General features: G+C 35.3%; 19 protein-coding genes. 11 read left to right on the top strand and 8 right to left on the bottom strand.

Annotated features, from left to right (window positions below; genetic code table 11):
* Together EGI24_RS17145 and EGI24_RS17150 are read left to right on the top strand one after the other, a co-directional pair.
* On the top strand, nt 1–2,406 hold a 2,406-nt coding region (locus EGI24_RS17145), incomplete at its 5' end, for a hypothetical protein (RefSeq protein WP_255049769.1).
* Nucleotides 2,407–2,784: 378 nt separating this feature from the next.
* Nucleotides 2,785–2,970 carry a hypothetical protein gene (locus tag EGI24_RS17150; protein WP_255049770.1) on the top strand — a complete coding sequence of 62 codons (186 nt, stop codon included), beginning with the start codon at nt 2,785–2,787 and terminating at the stop codon, nt 2,968–2,970.
* 59 nt (nt 2,971–3,029) lie between these two features.
* Here EGI24_RS17150 and EGI24_RS17155 read toward each other — a convergent pair whose 3' ends face one another.
* A complete protein-coding gene (locus EGI24_RS17155; protein ID WP_255049771.1) occupies nt 3,030–3,524 on the bottom strand; it encodes a YcxB family protein in 495 nt (164 codons plus the stop codon).
* Nucleotides 3,525–3,630: 106 nt separating this feature from the next.
* Nucleotides 3,631–4,053 (bottom strand): DUF4783 domain-containing protein, encoded by a 423-nt coding sequence (locus EGI24_RS17160; protein ID WP_255049772.1) that lies wholly within the window; start codon nt 4,051–4,053, stop codon nt 3,631–3,633.
* Between the two features lie 104 nt (nt 4,054–4,157).
* Between EGI24_RS17160 and EGI24_RS17165 the strand changes: the two genes are divergently transcribed.
* Together EGI24_RS17165 and EGI24_RS17170 are read left to right on the top strand one after the other, a co-directional pair.
* Nucleotides 4,158–4,670: a phosphoribosyltransferase family protein gene (locus EGI24_RS17165; RefSeq protein WP_255049773.1), complete on the top strand. Its 513-nt coding sequence runs from the start codon at nt 4,158–4,160 to the stop codon at nt 4,668–4,670.
* Between the two features lie 80 nt (nt 4,671–4,750).
* Complete coding sequence (locus EGI24_RS17170) at nt 4,751–5,395, top strand: DedA family protein (RefSeq protein ID WP_255049775.1); 645 nt, start codon at nt 4,751–4,753, stop codon at nt 5,393–5,395.
* Here EGI24_RS17170 and EGI24_RS17175 read toward each other — a convergent pair.
* Nucleotides 5,392–6,171: a UDP-2,3-diacylglucosamine diphosphatase gene (locus EGI24_RS17175; RefSeq protein WP_262926215.1), complete on the bottom strand. Its 780-nt coding sequence runs from the start codon at nt 6,169–6,171 to the stop codon at nt 5,392–5,394. The two genes, EGI24_RS17170 and EGI24_RS17175, sit on opposite strands and share 4 nt — an antisense overlap.
* A gap of 144 nt (nt 6,172–6,315) precedes the next feature.
* On the opposite strand from EGI24_RS17175, the gene EGI24_RS17180 reads away from it, so the two are divergent.
* From EGI24_RS17180 to EGI24_RS17195, 4 genes are all read left to right on the top strand, one after another.
* Complete coding sequence (locus EGI24_RS17180) at nt 6,316–6,696, top strand: response regulator (RefSeq protein WP_255037462.1); 381 nt, start codon at nt 6,316–6,318, stop codon at nt 6,694–6,696.
* An 11-nt stretch (nt 6,697–6,707) separates the two neighbouring features.
* A complete protein-coding gene (locus tag EGI24_RS17185) occupies nt 6,708–7,472 on the top strand; it encodes an MBL fold metallo-hydrolase (protein ID WP_255049776.1) in 765 nt (254 codons plus the stop codon).
* A 1-nt stretch (nt 7,473) separates the two neighbouring features.
* Nucleotides 7,474–9,114: a VRR-NUC domain-containing protein gene (locus tag EGI24_RS17190; protein ID WP_255049777.1), complete on the top strand. Its 1,641-nt coding sequence runs from the start codon at nt 7,474–7,476 to the stop codon at nt 9,112–9,114.
* A gap of 126 nt (nt 9,115–9,240) precedes the next feature.
* Nucleotides 9,241–9,561, top strand: a complete 321-nt coding sequence (locus EGI24_RS17195; RefSeq protein ID WP_255049778.1) for a c-type cytochrome — start codon at nt 9,241–9,243, stop codon at nt 9,559–9,561.
* A 72-nt stretch (nt 9,562–9,633) separates the two neighbouring features.
* On the opposite strand, the gene rplI is transcribed toward EGI24_RS17195, so the two are convergent.
* From rplI to rpsF, 3 genes are read right to left on the bottom strand one after another with little or no spacing between them, the layout of a single operon-like run.
* Nucleotides 9,634–10,086: a 50S ribosomal protein L9 gene (gene rplI, locus EGI24_RS17200; protein WP_255049779.1), complete on the bottom strand. Its 453-nt coding sequence runs from the start codon at nt 10,084–10,086 to the stop codon at nt 9,634–9,636.
* A gap of 56 nt (nt 10,087–10,142) precedes the next feature.
* Entirely contained in the window at nt 10,143–10,397 is a 255-nt protein-coding gene (gene rpsR, locus EGI24_RS17205; RefSeq protein ID WP_255037457.1) for a 30S ribosomal protein S18, read from the bottom strand.
* A gap of 22 nt (nt 10,398–10,419) precedes the next feature.
* On the bottom strand, nt 10,420–10,779 hold the full coding sequence (gene rpsF / locus EGI24_RS17210) for a 30S ribosomal protein S6 (RefSeq protein ID WP_255049780.1): 360 nt from the start codon (nt 10,777–10,779) through the stop codon (nt 10,420–10,422).
* Between the two features lie 292 nt (nt 10,780–11,071).
* Here rpsF and EGI24_RS17215 point away from each other — a divergent pair, with 292 nt between their 5' ends.
* Entirely contained in the window at nt 11,072–12,259 is a 1,188-nt protein-coding gene (locus EGI24_RS17215) for a phosphoglycerate kinase (protein ID WP_255049781.1), read from the top strand.
* A gap of 156 nt (nt 12,260–12,415) precedes the next feature.
* On the opposite strand, the gene EGI24_RS17220 is transcribed toward EGI24_RS17215, so the two are convergent.
* Nucleotides 12,416–13,423 carry a hypothetical protein gene (locus EGI24_RS17220; RefSeq protein WP_255049782.1) on the bottom strand — a complete coding sequence of 336 codons (1,008 nt, stop codon included), beginning with the start codon at nt 13,421–13,423 and terminating at the stop codon, nt 12,416–12,418.
* 65 nt (nt 13,424–13,488) lie between these two features.
* Between EGI24_RS17220 and EGI24_RS17225 the strand changes: the two genes are divergently transcribed.
* Entirely contained in the window at nt 13,489–14,838 is a 1,350-nt protein-coding gene (locus tag EGI24_RS17225) for a hypothetical protein (protein WP_255049783.1), read from the top strand.
* Nucleotides 14,838–15,917, top strand: coding sequence for a chorismate synthase (gene aroC, locus EGI24_RS17230; RefSeq protein ID WP_255049784.1), 1,080 nt, complete (start codon nt 14,838–14,840; stop codon nt 15,915–15,917). The genes EGI24_RS17225 and aroC overlap by 1 nt, the downstream gene beginning before the upstream one ends.
* A 68-nt stretch (nt 15,918–15,985) precedes the next feature.
* Here aroC and EGI24_RS17235 read toward each other — a convergent pair whose 3' ends face one another.
* Nucleotides 15,986–16,711 carry a hypothetical protein gene (locus EGI24_RS17235; protein ID WP_255049785.1) on the bottom strand — a complete coding sequence of 242 codons (726 nt, stop codon included), beginning with the start codon at nt 16,709–16,711 and terminating at the stop codon, nt 15,986–15,988.
* Between the last annotated feature and the right edge of the window lie 24 nt (nt 16,712–16,735).

Consider the following 16,735-nt stretch of genomic DNA (forward strand, 5'->3'; position numbering starts at 1 on the left):
ACAGCGATAGACAACAATGGAGCCGAAGATGCAACGGATGCGACAGTAAGTATTCCAGTAAATAATATTCCTCCTATTGCTTTAGATGATTCGGATTTGTACAACGCATTTGGAACAAATGGAGTAGTAAATATTTTAGCAAATGACACCTTGTCAACGGGTAGTTTAGCCACAACGTTGAACGCCACCATAGATATAAATCCTGCTACACCGGCTTTGGATAATACTTTGATTGTAGGTGGAGAAGGTACTTATACTTATAATTTGTCAAATGGTCAAGTTACATTTGTTCCAGAAATAGGATTGACTGGTAATCCTGCTCCAATAAATTATGTGTTGATAGACAACAATACAGGACAAAAGGATACAGCAAATATTGTAATAACCTACTCTGGATTCCCGAATGCTGTGAATGATGAAGATTTAAACAATTTACCAGGAATTGTAGGGGTAGTAAATGCTCTCTCAAACGATACTTTGAGTACTGGAGCGATAGCAAACACTACCAACGCAAGTATTGACTTGAATCCTTTAACTCCAACTGTAGATCACATTTTAACTATATCTGGACAAGGTACCTATCAGTATAATCTTACTACTGGAATTGTAACTTTTATTCCTGACAATGGATTAATAGGAAATCCAACACCTATCAACTATAACTTAATTGAATTGACCTCAGGTTTTACTGATATGGCTACTATATCAATGACTTATCTATTGCCAGTAGTAGCAGAAAATGATACAAATTCTTCCAGTCCAGTAGGTGTTAATGTTACTTTTGACATTGTATCCAATGACAGTTTGTCAAATGGTGCAATTGCAACACCTGCTGAAGTTTTGGTAGATATAAATTTAACAACACCAGGAGATCAAGATTCACTTATTGTCGCTGGAGAAGGTATTTGGTCATACAATTCAACTACTGGAGAAATTACTTTTGATCCAGAGACTGGATTCGTTAATGATCCAACTCCAATCAGCTATATAATCACAGAGGCAATGACCGGATTGTTAGATACTGCAATGATAAGTATTATGTATGGAGTACCGCCAATCGCCAACAGTGATGCTGATTTGATTAACCAGCCTCAAACTTCAACTGTAATTAATTTGTTAACCAATGATTTGTTATCTAACTTAAGCACTGCGACGTTCTCTTTGGTAGATGTAGATTTAGAACCAACAGCATTGGGCATACAAACCTCAGTTTTGGTTCCAGGGGAAGGTAATTATGTCTATAATTCATCAAATGGAAATTTAACTTTCACGCCATCGATAGGAAATTACTCCAATCCAACGCCGCTGATTTATAGTTTAATAGAAAAAGCAACCGGATTGAGTGATACTGCACGAGTAACTATTCAGTATCAGTTTAGCCCTTCATTAGAATTAATCAAAACCAATACTTTGATGGGTTCTGGACTAGTTGGAGATTCTGTACAATACGATTTTACGGTGATTAATACAGGTAACGTACCTGTTACAGGCATAACAATTACAGATACTAAAATATCTTCAACACCCATACCAGTTACCCCTTCGGCTTTAGCTCCAGGTGGTACAGCAGTCGCTTCGAGAATGTATTATCTCACTTCAGGCGACATCTTAGCTGGTGAGGTTCTAAATTCCGCTTTGGTAAATGGTACTTCATCTAATGCAATAGCAGTCAAAGATACATCTGATAACGGTGATCCAGGAATGCCAGGAAGAAGTAACCCCACAAGATTACTTTTACCATTATCGTCTGATGTAGATGTTAAGCTTACCGGAACTATAATCGGAAACTGTGAAAGGGTAGTAGGGGATATCGTTACCTATCAAGTAAAGGTATTTAGAGAAGATTCCAACGCAGGTTTAGTAGATGTTGTAGTAAAAGATAGTTTAGGTGTAAATTTTGAATTGGTTTCTCAAATAGCCACTGAAGGGTCATTCAATATAGGTACATCAAGGTGGTCTGGTATTAGTCTGGCTTCTGGCGACACTGCAACTTTAACCTTTCAGTTGAGAATTCTAACAAATATCGGAGGTCTTACCTGCGTGGAGTCATGGGTAGATTCACTGTCTAGAGCTGATTTAGATTCCAATCCTGGTAATAGAATTACTACAGAAGATGATATTGCAAGAGCTTGTGTAAGTGTTCCAATATCTATTTGTACAACCAAAGCCGAAACGGCTGAATTGTCCACTTCTCTTGGTTATTCAAGTTATCAGTGGTACAGAAATGGAACGCTTATTTCGGGAGCTATATCACCTACATTTACGGCAACACAGGGCGGATCATATACCGTAATCGTTAACGGAAGTTTATGTCCAAACGGTAGCTGTTGTCCAATTGTAGTTCAAGAGAATTGTCCTTGCCCTGTTGAGATTTGTTTGCCAATTGCAATAAGAAAAACACGATAGTTATTTATTATTATAAATCAAGTGAAGGTCATCATATATATGGTGACCTTTTTTCATTGCTAAAAAAGATTCTTTTATGTCTTATTTTATCAAAAAACAAATTTGATCTAAAATCTATCTCATTAAAGTTTTTTTTTTGTTATTTTTTTTCCAAATTTGAGAAAATATTCCGTGCCAAAATTATAATTCTTACCCCAAAAAACTATCCGCGATTTAAACTGAAAAAAAAGTAATAATTGTAACTCACTATTGGTCAGTTGATTGTTGTTTTATTTTCAAAAAAAACAAAAAGTTAAAAATTAAGAATTAAAAAGTTTTCTAGCAGGCTAATTGATTGGCATTTCTTTTGCGGCCTAATAGAAAAAACTAATTATTTTGATGCAACAGCCCAAGGTATTTATTCCAGCCGACGACGTAAGTAAAATTTTGGAAATGAGTAAGGATGTTTTTAATAATGATGAGGAACTCAACTTTATTAAATCCTGTCTTTATTATTTGATGGAAGGTGTCTCGGCAGAGCATGCCATAGATATGGCCATGATTGATTATTTAATTGATTTATAAAATAAAAAAAGCATTATAGATAATGCTTTTTTTTATATTAAAAATAAGGCAGGTTAGTTTTATGCTTCTAATAGATTCTTTCTTTTAAGAATCGATTCGAAAAGCTTTTGATCATGTTCTGCATTAAAGACCTCGAACCCAAAATGCAAAAATTGACCTCTACCAATATGTAAGAAATATCCTGATTTATCTTTTTCTGCTGACAATATAGACTCCCATTTAACTATCCCGCCTTCTTTCGCATTTATTTTTACCATTATTTGACGGCTATCAATTTCATAAGCAAACTTTTCAAACATCTGTTTATTTTGATCCATTTCAGTGGCTGCATAAAATTGGATATACCAAAATAAAACATAAAGACCACCTCCTATAATGGCGGTTATTAATATCCACCAGTTTTTATAAACACCCGAAAAATGTAAACCAAGTCCTAAAATTGCTACCGCCGCAGGAATGAGCAACCATTTCCAGCTAGTTTTCATTTGATTTGCAAATGCCTTCTTTATATAGAGTTTTTTATTTAAAGCGAATTTCTTTGTTTTTACAATCATCTAATACGTTTTTTATTTTTTGCAAAAATAAAAAAAAAGGCTCGGATGACATCCGAACCTCTCAATTATATTTGATAATTTGTGCTTTCCGTTTTATTTTTTCAGCTTAATCTTTCTTGAGTTGTAAGGTATTTACCAAAAATCTGTCGTTTTTATCTTTTTTAATTAACATATACACCAAGTAATCATTGTTTTTGCTTCTATAATTGCCAATGCAATATTTCAAAGCAGAACTGTTGGCTCCTTGATAAACATAACTGAAAGACAAAGGTGGATTTTTTTTAAAGAAAGAACTCAAAATAGGTTTTGCTTGTAATGCAGGAAGGTTTTGAAATTCTATCTTATCGCCATCAATGATCAGTTCTATCTCTTTGTCAAGACAGCTGGTGAGTAAATCAGAATTACCAACCTTAAACGACTGACTAATGACTTTCGAAATTTCGTTTAGACTAAGATTTTTAGGTTCTGAACTTTTCAAAGTGAAACTTGATAAAAAAGCCACAAAAATTATTCCTAGTAGATTCTTCATAATTCTAATGTGCATGTTTTGTTTTATATTTGTTTTCAAGACTTATATGGTTGTAATTGCACAAATTATGCCAATGTGTGCAGCAAACAAAAACTAAATTTGAGATGATAGAGGAACAATATTCACAAATCCTAGACAAAGGCCGTACACTCCAAAAGGTCAAAAGGATTGCCTATGAAATTTTTGAAAACAATTTTGATGAAAAAGAGGTGATTTTGGCGGGCATAGACGGTGAGGGCTATGTTTTTGCTCAATTATTACAGAAAAATTTAAATGAAATTAGTTCGATAAAAATAAGTATTGCAAAAATTATTTTCGACAAATCTGCCGAATATCAGCCAGAAATTACTTTAGAAAGTGACGTGGATACTTTTAAACATAAAGTGGTAATTATCGTTGACGACGTTTTGAATACTGGAAAAACATTGGCGTTTTGCTTAAGGCCATTCTTGTCTATCCCACTTAAAAAATTACAAGTAGCTACTTTGGTTGATAGGAATTATCCCAAATATCCGATTTCTGCCGACTATGTAGGATATAGTTTGTCTACAACCTTATCTGAGCATGTTAAAGTGATTTTGAGCAATGAAACTGAGTTAGGCTTGTACATTTTTTAAATCTCTTCACAGTAAATTTATCTGAAATGTTGTTGCTTTAATTTCTCGCTAATTATATTTACAAAAAATCCCCAAATCTAGTGGATCAGATAGTATCGTTTTTCAATTACATCATGAATTCAGAAGAAATCATTCAGACAGGCGGTCTGTTGGCTATAATTCTGATAGTTTATATCGAAAACGGGCTTTTCTTTGGTTTTTTCCTGCCTGGAGACTATCTTCTTTTCTTATCGGGTGTTTTTGTTTCTACGGGTCTTTTAGAAGTTTCTGTTTTTACTCTCTTTTTTGGAATCATGGCTGCAGCTATTGCAGGATCTTTTACGGGCTATGTTTCGGGGAGGTTTTTTGGTGATAAAATTCAGAACAGAAAAGACTCACTTTTTTTTAAGCAAAAATACATCACAAAAACCCGTAAGTATTTCGAAAAATATGGAAGTCGCACACTTATTATTGCAAGATTTCTGCCAATTGTTCGCACTTTTGCACCTATTTTGGCTGGATTAGTGAGTATGAATTTTCTGCGATTTACAATTTATAATATCCTAGGAGGTTTCATTTGGGCATTTACACTGGTAGGTAGTGGGTACTATTTAGGTATCAAATATCCCTGGTTGATAGACTACGTACATTATATTATTATTTTCTTTTTGGCTATAACCACCTTTACTGTAGTCAAAGGATATTTCAATGCCCGCAAAGAAATGGATTTGCCTGACGAAGATTAATACGCTTTAAAGTCTTTCAACTCCAATTTTTCTCCATCAAAACATGCATAAGAATAAAAATATATCCAATCTCCCAGATTGATATATCTGCTGTTGGTATTCAATTCCAAGTCAAATTTATAATGTCTATGCCCAAATATATAGAAATCGCGGTGGGTCGTTTTCTCTTTTTCCAAGCAATATTGAAATAGAATTTCCTTGTCTGTTGATTCAAAAACATATACATCTTTTTCTTTGTCGTGTTTTTGCCATGAATGACTTGCCCAAGCATAACCAAGCTTCAAGCTAAGGTCAGGATGCAAAAGATTGGCAAATAGCCATCGACAGATTTTGTTTTCAAAAACTTTCTTCAAAATTTTATAAGCATAATCTCCCGGCCCGAGTCCATCGCCATGCCCAACCAAAAAACGTTTGCCGTTTATATTATATTCTTGAGACTCTCTGAAGGTAGGAGCATTGAAGTTTTGTTGGAAATAATCTCTCATCCACATGTCGTGATTACCTGTAAAAACCACCAATTCTATTCCCGTGTCTGTCAATTCGGCCAGTTTTCCAAAGAAACGAACATATCCCTTGGGAACTGATCTGCGGTATTCAAACCAAAAATCAAATAAATCACCAACCAAAAAAACTACTTGAGCGTCGTGTTTGATTTGGTCTAGCCACCTACAAATTTTCTTTTCTCTAACCAAACTTTTCTCATGATCAGGAGCTCCTAAATGGAAGTCTGAGGCGAAGTATATTTTCTTGTTTGGTAGAAGATTTATCTCTTTCAAAAACAGTATTTTTCTTCAAAAATAATATTCAAAAATATTAAAATGCTATTTTTTTGCTTTTTAATGTGAAATGAACAAGGTTTATTTTCAATCATTGTTGTTTTAAATTATATTTACATCTTAACAAAATAACGTTTTCAAATTATGTCTACTCCAAATAGAGTTCTCATAGCAGAGGATAGCTCAGTTATCCAAAACCTAGTAAAAAAAATTCTTGAATTTCAGAATTTTGAAATTACAGCAGTTAAAAATGGTGAGCAGGTGGTACAATTGTTAGAAAAAGAAAACTTTGACATTGTGTTGCTAGATATAAACATGCCCGTAATGGACGGCATGGAGTGCGTAAAGGCCATCCGTGGAATGAGCGATGCAGCTAAATCTGGTGTTCCGGTAGTGGCCATCACGGGTAATGCAAGAAACTACACTGAAGAAGAATTCAAAGAAGCGGGCTTTAACGATGTTTTAATGAAACCCCTGAACTTCGATAAATTGGTATTGGTTGTAAAAGGTTTGACAGAGAAGTAAAACCAATCGCAATGAAAATTACATTTTTAGGTACAGGCACATCAACTGGCGTGCCTGTGCTTACATGTAAATGCGAAGTTTGCCGATCATTGGATTTTAGAGACAAAAGACTTCGAGTTTCGGTCCTCATCCAAAACAACGACAAGAATATTGTTATAGATTCAGGTCCGGATTTTAGACAACAAGCCCTCAGAGAAAACCTGCAAAGTCTTGAGGCTTTGGTTTTTACCCACGAACACAAAGACCACACGGGAGGTTTAGACGACGTTAGACCTTTCAATTACCTTTCAGGAATAAAAAACTGCCCGATATATGCTCATCCTAGGGTTTTGAGTCAACTCAAAATGGAGTATTTTTATGCATTCACCGAAAAGCCATATCCAGGAGTACCCATAATTACTTGTAACGAAATAGATACAGAACCTTTCGAAAGAGCGGGCTTAAAATTTATTCCAATCCAAGTTTTACACCATAAATTGCCAGTTTTGGGTTTTAGAATTGGCGATTTTGCCTACATCACCGATGCCAACTACATTTCAGAAGAGGAACTGATGAAGGTTTATGGTTGCAAGGTTTTGGTTTTAAACGCTCTTCAGCATGAACCGCACATTTCGCATTTTAATCTAAACGAAGCGATAGCCTTGTCACAAAAAATAGGGGCTGAAAAAACGTATTTTACGCATATCAGTCACAAGCTCGGCCTTCATAGAGAAGTAGAGAAAGATCTCCCAGCTAATATTTCATTGGCCTACGACGGCCTATCATTTTCACTTTGAAATGGTAGAACTTCCTCCGAAATATTATCATGCCAATTTTGAATATTTACTCAGTTTTGTAAAAGATAAATACAAAAATCTACTGATAGAGCAGGAGTGGAGGTTTCTTCGAAAATATTATTCTCTGCCTGAGGATGCTCAATGCCTTTTTATTCGATTTACTAATCGCAAAGGTTTGTTTTTTAAAACTGATGGTCTGAAATATGACGAGTTAGATGAAATTCAGAATCAGGTAGATTTATTGGTAAATCATGGTTTTATATCTTCATTGGATTTTGAAGAGCATAAACTTTGGCTATCAGAGATACTTTCGGTTCTTACTAAGGCCGATTTAGTGTCATTTTTTGACCTTAAAAGCCTAAAAAATGAAAAAAGAGAAGTTTTGGTAGATTTTGTTAAAAATCAATTCTCAGTTTCAGAGATTTTTGAAAAAATAAATGCTCATCAGACGATTGTAAAAATGAACTTCGAGCTAGAAGTTTCTTTTTTACGTTTTTTGTTCTTTGGCAACAAATCGATGGATATGACCGAGTTTGTATTGCGAGACATGGGTTTGATTCAGTATTATCAACACTCCGACGACGACCTCGTAGCCAGATTCGAAACCCGAAAAGATGCCGAAGACAAATGGATGGTTTCTGAGCAGTTTGTGGTTTTTGATGGTCTTAGAAACGTATCATCAGACGCTGAAATATTGGATTGGTACAGCAATCTTTATCAAGCTTGTCAGGATTTGAGTCCTATCGCTATGCCTTCTTTCCAAAAACTTCAGTTAAGAATCGGCAAGTATTTTGAGCAAAGAAAAAATTATCAAGCTGCCATCGAGGTATTTGATGAAACACAAATAGTGCCTTCGCGTGAACGAAAAGCCCGTTGTTTGGTAAAGTTGGGCTTTATTGAAGAAGCAAAAGCTACTTGTAACGAGATGGTCGAATTTCCACAAAATGTGGATGAAGAGTATTTTGCAGAGTATTTTTTGAAAACCTTAGAAGGTAAGAAAAATAAAAAGCAAACTACCGATTGGCTAAAAACTGCTGACGAGATAACCATCAATCGAATATATCGCAACCAAGTGGAGTTTGGAAGTATTGAATATTTTTTGGAGATGGGATTTTCAGCTGGATTTTCTGAAAATCACACTTGGCGAACACTTTTCGGCTTGCTTTTTTGGGAAATTATATTTGATCCAAGTCTGGTTTCTTTTCACCACCCATTCCAGAGAAGGCCGTCAGATTTGCACTTGCCTGAGTTTTATGAAAAACGTAAAGAGCAGATTCATAATTTGTTAGACTCATTTAATGACAAGGATGACTTCTTGGTTTACCTTTGGGGAAATTTTCAGAAAAACGAAGGTGTAGCCAATCCTTTTGTGGTTTGGATAGAAGAAATATGGGAGATGGTACGGGTGATGGTGTTGCAAATAGAGTTAGAACAGCTGAAAAAGGTTATGATAAAAATTGCGGAAAACATAGTAGAAAACTCCCGCGGCTTGCCCGATTTGCTGGTTTGGTCTGATTATCACTACGAATTTGTAGAAATCAAATCACCCAATGATACACTAAGTAACCAACAATTGTTTTGGTTGAGGTATTTTAAAGAGTTGGGCGTAAATGCAAAAGTGCTAAGGGTTAAATTTGATTGATGCTAAATTTTAGGTAAAATCCATTTAACATGACATTAACAGTAGATTTTTTGCAAATGAAATTAAAAAAAGTTTACCTTTACGACAGTTTTTGATATGTTTAATTCTTGAATTTCAAAATAGAAAATGAAAAAATCACTTTTGTCTATCGCCTTAGTATTGGGTTTGATGACAGCGGCCAAAGCCCAGACCAAAATTCCACCAGATATTCAGAAATTGTTGACCAAAAATACATGTTTGGCTTGTCATAACCCTGACAACAAACTTGTGGGTCCTGCATATAAAGAAGTTATGAAGCAGAAGAAATATACTGCCAAGCAAATTGTGGAATTAATCTACAAGCCGAAGCCTACCAACTGGCCTGGTTACCCACCAATGGCTGCCATGTCTCAAGTGCCTAAAGACGAAGCTTTGAAAATGGCTACTTGGATTGCTAGTTTAAAGTGATTTTTGTTAGCATAAAGACCAAAAAAAAGGATTGCCGAGGCAATCCTTTTTTTGTATAAGATTTTTCTAAAATTAAGCTTCAACTACCTCAGCTACAACGCTTACAGATACTTCTTTCTTAACTTCTTTGTGTAGGTCTACCACTGCTTTGTAAGTGCCTACAAATTTGATATCTTCTACTGTTATCTTTTTTCTGTCAATATTGATGCCTTTAAGTGCCAAAGCATCAGATATTTGAATACTTGTAACTCTACCGAAAATTCTGCCGCTTTCGCCAGTTTTCATAGTAATTACAAATACTGAATCACCGATTTGCTCAGCAATTGCTTCAGCATCAGACTTAAGTTTTTCAGCTTTGTGAGCTGCTTGCTTAAGGTTTTCTGCCAATATTTTTTTGTTTGACGGAGTTGCCAAAAGTGCATATCCTTGAGGGATCAAATAATTGCGACCATAACCTGGTTTAACGTCTAGGGTATCGTTTTTGTATCCTAAACCAGCAATATCTGTTTTTAATATTATTTCCATTTTAAATTAAATTAATTCATTAAGATGATTACAATCTTACTTTTTTGATTTGAGTCTTATTTAAGACCGTCAGCTACGTAAGGCAACAACGCCAAGTGACGAGCACGTTTGATAGCTGTTGATACTCTTCTTTGGAATTTAAGGCTGTTGCCAGTCAATCTTCTTGGAAGAATCTTACCTTGCTCATTCAAAAACTTCAAAAGGAAGTTAGGGTCTTTGTAATCAACATACTTGATCCCCATTTTTTTGAATCTACAATACTTTTTGCGGTTAAGCTCTTTTCTTTCGACTTTTTCGTTAACTAATGACATAATGTTAATGTTTTTAAATTTCTTACTCTGTTACTGGAGCTTTGGTTTTTGAAGCACCACTTTTACGACGTGCTGAATATGCAGCAGCATGTTTGTCGAGTTTAGTAGTAAAAAAACGCATTATACGTTCGTCACGTTTGTACTCGGTTTCTAACGTAGCCACCAAAGTTGGTGCGGCTTTAAATTCAAACAACTGATAGTAGCCCGTGGTTTTGTGCTGAATTGGATAAGCCAATTTCTTTAGACCCCATACTTCTTCGTTTAGGATCTCAGCACCATTATCAGTTAATACTGACTTGAATTTTTCTACAGCGTCCTTTATCTGGGCTTCAGATAAAACGGGAGTTAAAATGAACACTGTTTCGTACTGGTTTTGAAACATTTTACTTAAAAAAATAATTAATAAAAATTTTTATTTCCGAAAATCGGACTGCAAAATTACAGCTTTATTGTTGAAAGTCAAATTATTGGCTTAGAATATTTAAAGTTTCTTATTCTTAGGCATTTGTTTTTAATCATTTATTTTTATTCTATAAATTATCCCCTAAAATTTTGGACTTTATTTATTTTATTTTATCTAATTCACATTTTATAAGCCATTAAAATTTTTGAGATAGGTAGAAATTTTAACTTTGTAATTGTATTTATACTGATTATTAATTTAAAATAAATCAATGAAAACTGTAGATTCTTTTGATTTTTCAAACAAAAAAGCTCTTGTACGTGTCGATTTCAACGTTCCGTTAAATGACAGACTTGAAATAACTGATGACACGCGTATCAAGGCCACTATCCCTACCATTAAAAAGATTTTGACTGACGGTGGCTCATGTATTTTGATGTCGCACCTTGGCAGACCCAAAGATGGCCCCGTAGAAAAATATTCTCTTAAACACCTTGTGGCTCCTTTATCTCTGATATTGGGCGTTCAGGTAAAATTTGCAGACGATTGTATTGGTCAACAAGCAACTGACTTAGCTGCTGACCTTAAGCCAGGCGAAGTTTTGTTATTAGAAAATTTAAGATTTTATAAAGAAGAAGAAAAAGGCGATGTAGCTTTTGCAGAGAAATTGTCCAAACTGGGCGATGTATGGGTAAATGATGCTTTTGGTACTGCTCACCGAGCACACGCTTCTACGGCTGTTATTGGTCAGTTTTTTACAGATAAAATCTGTGGGAAAGTGATGCAAGCAGAAATTGACAATGCTCAGCATATCCTTGAGAGTGCCGAAAAGCCTTTCACCGCAATAATGGGCGGTGCTAAAATTTCTGATAAAATATTGATCATTGAAAGGCTTTTGGATACGGTTGATAATCTGATTATTGGTGGCGGTATGACTTACACTTTTACGAAGGCTTTGGGAGGGAAAATTGGAAAGTCTTTGTTGGAGGCCGATAAACAAGAATTGGCTTTAGAAATTTTGAAGAAAGCCAAAGCAAAAGGAGTAAACATAATCATGCCTTTAGATAATGTTTGTGCAGATAGTTTCAGCAATGATGCCAATAGACAAACAGTTGATACTGGATTGATTCCTGACGGATGGGAAGGTCTAGATATAGGACCTAAGAGTATTGAGTTGTTTATAGAGACCATCAAAAATTCTAAAACTATTCTTTGGAATGGCCCAATGGGCGTTTTTGAATTTCCGAATTTTGCAACTGGTACAAATGCTATAGCAGAAGCTGTAGTAGCTGCTACAGAAGAAAACAATGCATTCTCGCTTATTGGCGGCGGCGATTCTGCTTCGGCAATTAATAACGCAGGTATGGGTGACAGAGTATCTTACGTATCTACTGGTGGCGGAGCATTACTAGAATATATGGAAGGCAAAGTATTGCCAGGAGTTGCTGCTTTAGATTAAGGTTTTACAAATATGATTATATGAAAAAAGGAAAGCTTTGGCTTTCCTTTTTTTGCTTTAAAAGAATCAACTGCTTTTATCAGGGATGTTTAATGTGCTAATTGAAACCAAGCCGAATTGAGAGGCTGTAATTTTGCAACTTAAACTGAGTAGAGGTCATTTAACGAAGCCGAAGTGAGTCAATGTGCCTATTCTCCCATTTCCACCTGCTGCTACACATTTGTTATCCTTACAACTCACCACATGAAAAGATTCCTTGTCTTTTTCTTTCCAAGTTTTACCGTTATCTGTTGAAATTGCCGTTCCGATGGTTCCGACACTGATGAAAATATTTTCAGAAATTTTCGAGACACATTCAGTTAGTCCGTATCTGCCATAATCCTCTTTAGTTTGCCATAACTTGCCCGCATTTTCGGTAAATGCATATTGTAATGTCGGTTTTTTGTCGTCTACATAATCGCCACCAACAATAAATCCCTTGTTTTTAGAAAAGAAAAAAGTGCCAAAAATGCCTAAACTTTTGTCTGATTCAAACGGAGTTTCTAAAACCACCCAAGATTTGCCTAAGTTTTTAGAATAAAAAATTCTATTTTGTGTGTTAAACCAAACTTGATTTTTGTAGATAGAAATACAAGAGTTACTAGCTGCAAATGAAGCTTCTCCGACCATAATATCTGGAAGGTTTTGAACCCTGCTCCAAGTCATTCCGCCGTTTTTGGTCTGTAATAAATAGGGTTTATTATCGATGGCGTCTCCCAGTACGAACCCATTTTTTACGTCTATAAATTTTATTGAGTCAAAAAAAACACCTTTTTCTTTTTTTTCTAAAACGATATCCCACGTTTTGCCACTATCACTGGATTTTATCAAAAAAGCCTTCCCTTCTGACCCATCTCCGGCACTCATTGCAACTATTTCATTTGGATTCAGTGCAGAAATACCTCTGAAATCGAAAGCTTTGTACTGTTCTGGACACATATTTTTCCAAGTTTTTCCACTATCAGTACTTTTAAGAATACTTCCTTTACTTCCGGAGATCCAGATGTTTGCTGAATCGAGCATATCAATAGCTCGGAAAGAGGCTTTGTTTTCAAAAGTATTCAATTTCCATTGGGCAACTGAATGGAAGGAGAGAAGAGATAGAATAAGGATGAGGTTTCGCATATGAATTGTTTGTATCTATTCTACAAATAAAAGAAAATAATCATAGCTTTTGTTATTTTTGCATAATGTATAAAGCTTTCAAATATTGTTATTTCCTTTTGATTTTTGCTTTTCTGCCAGGGTTTTCCCAAAATCCTGCTGTAAGAGTGGAGGTTTCACCTGCAGAAATCCAACCTGATGGGAAATTGGAGATTCATGTTTTTGTAATAGGAAAACAGTACGCAGTAGGGGATTTTCCTGATATAAATGGATTCAAGAAAGAAAGTAGGTCTATAAAACACAGTAAAGTTAGCGTAAATCGGAAACGAGAGGATCAACACCAAATTACTCAAGTTTATACGCCCGAAGTTTCTGGTAACATTACTATTCCTTCTTTCGAGATTATCGTAAATCAAAAGCCATTTGTGGTCGAACAAAAAAAAATCAATATTCTAGCTGACGAAGAACCGAAAAACGAGAAATCAATTGAGATTGAATCTGCAGATTTTGTGGTGGAACTATCGAAAAAAGAAGTTTTTGTAGGCGAAGGCCTGATGTTGAATATTAATTTTTATTTGTCAGATAAAACTACTTCTCAGTGGCAGTTTCCTTCGAATATTGGAGCTCAAGTAGAACAGTTTGCAAAAAAAATAAAACCCAATGACTGCTTGGAGAGTAGGCTGAATATCTCAAACTTAATTGGTAGGAAAATTCTAATAAAAGGCGAATCTTATACTGTTTTTAATCTATTTGAGGCTATTTATTATCCACTTAATGACAAGGATGTGCTTTTCCCTACTCTTACGCTTACCATGCAAAAGCAAAAAGGAACCTCTTTTGTTGATATGATTTTGAAGTCTAAAGCCCAGTCAGTTGAGGTGAAAAAATTGCCCAATCATCCGTTAATGGAAAAAGTACCTGTTGGCGTTTTTAAATTTGCGGAGCAACTAAAGGATGAAAAGAAACAATTTACGGGGAATAGTTTCGAATATAGGCTTACTGTGGAAGGAGAAGGTAACTTTAGTGGGGTGAGTATTCCTAAAGTAGAGAACAACAAACAATTTGATTTTTTCGAAACAAGTACAATCACCAAACAAAATTTGGGAATTTCTGACGGCTCAAAGTCGGTCGTTTATAAGATTATTCCTAAAGAAGCTGGAGAGTTTGCGATGGCCAATTATTTTAGTTTGATTTATTTCAATACTGCTTTGGCTAAATACGATACCCTTAAATCCAAAAGAGTGGTCTTGGTTTCTGGGAAGGCACTTTTCGATAATAAGGATGTGAAAAAAGATATCTTTAGCGATATAGAAAATTTAAAAACAGACGAAAAATCGTATAATTTCAGAGAAATAGCCAAAGTTTTCGCCAATTTTGTGGTCGGAATGATGATTTTGGTGTATTTGTATATTTTGAAAAGCAAAAATAGAGGTTAATGAGCAGTACCTACGGTAAGATATTTAAGATTTCGACATTTGGAGAATCGCACGGCAGAGCAATTGGAGTTGTAGTAGATGGTTGCCCATCTGGAGTTGATTTTGATGCATTATTAATACAAAACGAGTTAGATAGAAGGAAGCCTGGCCAGTCAAGAATAACTACACAACGCAAAGAAGCTGATAGCTTTGAGGTTCTTTCAGGCGTTTTTGAAGGAAAAACCACAGGTACGCCCATCGCGTTGGTGATTTTTAATGAAGACCAAAAAAGCAAAGATTACGCTCACATTGCTGATAAATTTCGACCATCACATGCCGACTACACCTATTCTACAAAATATGGGGTTAGAGATTACAGAGGTGGCGGCCGCAGCTCTGCTCGTGAAACGGCCGCTCGTGTAGCTGCTGGTGCATTGGCAAAAATGGTTCTTAATCATTATGACATAGAAATTTATTCTTATGTTTCTCAAGTAGGGGCCATGAGGCTGAATAAATCTTATAAGGAACTCGATTTGAGCAAAATAGAGGACAATGCAGTTCGTTGTCCAGATGATGAAATGGCCGAAAAGATGTTTAATTACATTGACCAAGTTCGTAAAGACGGAGATTCAATAGGTGGTGTAATTACAGGTGTGATAAAGAATGTTCCAGCAGGTTGGGGAGAACCAGTTTTTGATAAATTGCATGCCGAGTTGGGCAAGGCCATGTTAAGTATCAATGCCGTCAAGGGCTTTGAATATGGCAGCGGCTTTGATGGAGTTGAGCTTCTCGGATCACAGCACAACGATTCTTTTTTTACAGATGAAACCGGCAAAGTAAAAACCAAAACTAATCATTCTGGCGGTATTCAAGGAGGAATTTCAAACGGTGAAGATATTTATTTCAGGGTGGCATTTAAGCCTGTGGCCACTATAATGATAGATCAAGACAGTGTTAATGAGGTTGGCGATGCTGTAACGGTTTCAGGGAAAGGTAGACACGATCCTTGTGTTTTGCCAAGAGCAGTGCCCATTGTAGACGCCATGTCTGCATTGGTTTTGGTAGATGCCATGTTGAGAGCTCGGGTGAATAAATTGTAAGGTTGGTTTAGCATAAATCTCCTTCTATTTGGATTAATGAATATTTCTCTGGGTTAAATGTGATTAATTCAATAGTGGAAACAAGACCCATTTTTCGATTTATAGGTATAGAATCCCTCAAATAAATTGCATATTTGATTTGAAATTTCTTTAGAATCCAAGGGTTCGATGTAAGAAAGATTTTTGTTGTGAAAAACGATTTTTTTTGTTTGGGAATCTATGGTCCATACATATATTTTTGAACTGGCCTTTATAGGCATTGGCATATAAACACCAAGCGTTAATATACCAACTCCAACACCCTTAGCTGTTTGGGTTCTAAAATTTGGCTTAGTTCTTGTAAACCCTTGCTGATATGAAATAATCAACTGATCTACTTTATTATCTTCAAGTACATTAAGCATAGTTTCAGAAAGATGATAGGACTTAATAAGTCGATTTCTATCCTTACGTGATGGAGTTTGAATTATCAAAGTCTCAAGTTTGAATAATTCTTCGTACAAAATATCAAGAGTTGTGAAATCGACAATAATCTGCTCTTTACTTTTTTGATACCCTAACATTTCCGAAATTGAATGATATACTACATCAATAGCTTTCTTCGATAAATCATCATCAACTTGAAATTCATTCTTTTCCTCAATAAAGTCTACCTTAGATGCAGGACTTACGATTCCTATATGCTTTTGGTTATTAGACTTTTTAAAATCTGAAGAAATATATTTTTCATTGACGCAACTTGCGAAATTGAGTGTAATAGGTAATAAGAGTAAAAGGAGTTTGAGTTTTTGCATGGTTACATTTAATTTAAATTTCTA

Origin of the sequence: Lacihabitans sp. CS3-21, from assembly GCF_024343675.1 — a bacterium.
GTDB lineage: Bacteria > Bacteroidota > Bacteroidia > Cytophagales > Spirosomataceae > Leadbetterella.